Annotated in this window: 4 protein-coding genes; 2 read left to right on the top strand and 2 right to left on the bottom strand. The window is 32.7% G+C overall.

The genetic code is table 11. From position 1 onward, the window contains the following. Nucleotides 1-182: 182 nt before the first annotated feature. Both RMO53_RS10405 and RMO53_RS10400 read right to left on the bottom strand, forming a co-directional pair. Complete coding sequence (locus RMO53_RS10405; protein ID WP_310380331.1) at nucleotides 183-728, bottom strand: YfiT family bacillithiol transferase; 546 nt, start codon at nucleotides 726-728, stop codon at nucleotides 183-185. Between the two features lie 23 nt (nucleotides 729-751). After that, on the bottom strand, nucleotides 752-1459 hold the full coding sequence (locus tag RMO53_RS10400; RefSeq protein ID WP_310380329.1) for a class I SAM-dependent methyltransferase: 708 nt from the start codon (nucleotides 1457-1459) through the stop codon (nucleotides 752-754). A 100-nt stretch (nucleotides 1460-1559) separates the two neighbouring features. Between RMO53_RS10400 and RMO53_RS10395 the strand changes: the two genes are divergently transcribed. Next, nucleotides 1560-2054: a YkgJ family cysteine cluster protein gene (locus RMO53_RS10395; RefSeq protein WP_310380327.1), complete on the top strand. Its 495-nt coding sequence runs from the start codon at nucleotides 1560-1562 to the stop codon at nucleotides 2052-2054. Nucleotides 2055-2138: 84 nt separating this feature from the next. Continuing rightward, nucleotides 2139-3365 carry an FtsX-like permease family protein gene (locus RMO53_RS10390; protein WP_310380325.1) on the top strand — a complete coding sequence of 409 codons (1227 nt, stop codon included), beginning with the start codon at nucleotides 2139-2141 and terminating at the stop codon, nucleotides 3363-3365. The last annotated feature ends 127 nt before the right edge of the window (nucleotides 3366-3492 follow it).

The following is a 3492-nucleotide window of genomic DNA, read 5'->3' as shown; positions in this document are numbered from 1 at the left end:
TACCTTTGGTTTGCATTATTTCTTTTAAATCGTCGGGAACATCATCACCAATATAATCATCTTGTAAAGCCATAGTATATTTTTAAAATGCTAATATAAAAAAAAATAATTAACATTCCATTAAAGGGATAAGTGCCAAATTTTATTGAAAATAGTTAAAAAAATAAGTTTTAAAATGAAATTTACTTCCAATTTTTCAGCTTCTTTAATTCTGTAATATGGGCTAAATGATGGTTTCCATGCCAGGCATAAGTACCAATAATTTCTTTGATTTTAAATTTGGCATTATGTTCAGGATGGATGAATAATTTTTCTAAATCAGCTTCCGATAGGCTTTTCATCAAGTAAGCCAATCGAAAATGCAATCCTTCAAGTAATGACAATGTGGGCTGAATTGGCATTGTCAAATTATCTTCTAATTCAGACCAAAGGTCTTCGTGATAGAATTTTATGGTTGGTTTGTCTTCGGTCAAAGCCCACTTTATTCTAATAAAACAATTCATGTGACTATCAGCACAATGATGGATAACTTGGCGAATTGTCCAACCGTCTTGGCGATATTCAGTATCAAGTTGTTCTTCGGTTAAAGAAATGACTTCCTTATTTAATTTTTCTGGGAAAGAGGCGATTTCGGCTATTTTTTCTGCGAGGTATTCTTTAGAATACCTTTCTGGAGCTGTAAATTTCCCTATTGGATGCCGTAATTTTTCTAATATTTGATTTTCCATAGATGTAAATAGTTTAGTTTTTATTAAATCGAAAGCCTTGCTAAATAATCATAATGTTCTCCTTCAAGACTTAATTCGCATTGTAACCCATTGGCGAAAGCTGCATTTTGTAAAGTATTGTAATCAATAAACATCCAGTCAAATGGCTTTTCTTTCTCGCCTTTGTAGGTAATATTAAAAACGATTTCACCATAATATTCGTTTTGCGATTCAATCCATTTTCCACCATCATCGTCGTCATCAAACATATAAATAATATCGGAACTGTCCAATAAAATTTGTCCGTCTGGATTCAATAATGATTTTAGTTTAAAAAGAAAATTGGGGATGTTTCTCAATCTTCCACACATTCCAGCGCCATTCATTAGCAGTAAAATAGTATCAAATTTTTCGTTTTCCAATGTCATTACATCTTGTACTTTTGCTTTTTTCAAACCGCGAAGTACACAAGCCTGAATCGCATTTTGTGAAATATCAATAGCGGTTACATCAAGATTTCGGTCGTTTTGCAAGGTTAAACTATGGCTTCCAGCGCCGCATCCTACGTCTAGAATTTTTCCTTTGGCGAGTTGCAAAGCACGTTGTTCTATTAGTGGCATCTCGTCATAAGAGCGAAAAAGATAGGCAACACTCATTTCGTCTTCTTCAGAAATGGTGGTTTCGGTAATTAAATCTTCGGGAGAATTATTAGTTTGAAAATCGAGTATGGCTTTTCCGAAAAGGTCTTTCATAAATTTTAGTTTCAGGTTTAAAGTTTCAAGTTTAAAATGTTCTATTTTTGCAGTATAACTTGACCCGATCGAACACGAACGGTCGTAGCAAACCTGAAATTTGAAACAAATCCTAAACAATCTTCCTAAAGAGGCCAAAGATAAGCATATCGAAAACAAAAAGTATTTTGATAAGCTAAAAAAGAAAACGCCTAAAAATTTAGATTATGTTATGCAGGATTTGCATGATTCGGAATTCAAAAAAACCAATTGTTTGGAATGTGCCAACTGTTGTAAAACTACTGGGCCTTTGTTTACTTTGGCAGATATTGAGCGAATTTCAAAGTATTTGAGACAAAAACCACAGCAGTTTATTGAGCAATATCTTCGCGTTGACGAAGATAGAGATTATGTTCTGAAGAGCGTTCCCTGTTCCTTTTTAGACAGTGAAAATGCCTGTATGATTTATGATGTTCGTCCAAAAGCCTGTCGAGAATTTCCACATACGGACAGAAAAAAATTCAATCAAATTACCGATTTGACTCTGCAAAATGTAGCTATTTGTCCAGCAGCTTTTAATATTGTGGAAGAAATGAAAAAGCGAATCCCTTTGTAGACCCTCACATCACTTTCTAATTTTAATTAAAGAATGTGACCTTTAACTTTTTGTATATTTGTAATTAAACAAAAATAAATCAAATTGAATTTAGAATATTTTATAGCAAAAAGACTTGTAACTACCAAAAACTATAAAAGCAGTATCTCTGCGCCAATTATAAAAATTGCCATTTCTGCAATAGCAATAGGTATGATTATGATGATTGTCTCTGTGGCAACAGGAATTGGATTGCAACAAAAAATCCGTGAGAAAGTGGCAGCCTTCAATGGACATATTATCATTTCTAACTACGATAATAATCAATCGGAAGCTACAATAAAACCCATTTCAATAAAACAAAATTTTTATCCAAAGTTCACTTCAGTTTCCCAAATTAGACACATACAAGCTGTTGCTAGTAAATCGGGTATGATACGTACAGAAACTGCTTTTGAAGGAATAGTCTTAAAAGGAGTAGGAAAAGATTACGAATGGAAAAATATAAAAGAATACATCATAAAAGGAAGAGTTCCCAATCTTGCGGGGAATATTAACGAGGAGGTAATTATATCTCAATTTCTGGCTGATAGATTGTATCTAAAAGTCGGAGATCAGTTTAATACTTATTTTATAAAAGAGAATGGGTATAACATCAGAAATTTTGATATTGTAGGAATATTTAATTCAGGTTTTCAAGATTTTGATGCAACTTATATCATTGGGGATATTCGCCACATACAAAGAATTAACAAGTGGAATACAAATGAGATCGGAGCCTTCGAAGTCTTTGTAAATGATTTTGACAGAATAGAAGAAACGGGCGAGAAAGTGTACACCCAGACATCGTCAACACTAGACTCTCAATCCATTATCGAAAAATACAGTTATATTTTCGAATGGTTACAACTATTCGATTTCAATATCATAGTTATTTTAATTGTCATGATTATAGTTGCAACAATCAATATGGTAGTTGCGCTTTTAGTCCTTATACTTGAACGTACACAAATGATAGGGATTTTAAAAGCATTAGGCGCAAACAATTGGTCTGTTCGAAAAATATTTCTTTATAATGCCCTTTATTTAATAGTAAGAGGATTATTCTGGGGTAACTTAATTGGAATTTCATTGCTAGTAATCCAACAACATTTCGGCCTAATAAAACTCAATCCCGAAAATTATTATGTCAATCAAGCACCAGTTTATATTAGTATAGGGTATATTTTAGTATTAAATTTATTAACCATTACCATTTGTTTCCTCGTATTATTAATTCCATCCTATATAATAACTAGAATTTCTCCAGTGAAGGCGATTAATTTCGAATAGTTAATTTTTCTAATTAGCTAAATCCCGCTCACCGTTTCAATCTTGTTTAAAAAAGCTGAATTTTTCTAGGCCAGCAAAGGAGCTTCGTTTGGGCGCTCTATTCTGTCAAGAAAAAGGCAGTTTTTTA

Origin of the sequence: Flavobacterium sp. (assembly GCF_031409475.1) — a bacterium.
GTDB lineage: Bacteria > Bacteroidota > Bacteroidia > Flavobacteriales > Flavobacteriaceae > Flavobacterium.
Note: the sequence above shows the minus strand (reverse complement) of the source record. Positions and strands in the feature narration are given on the sequence as shown.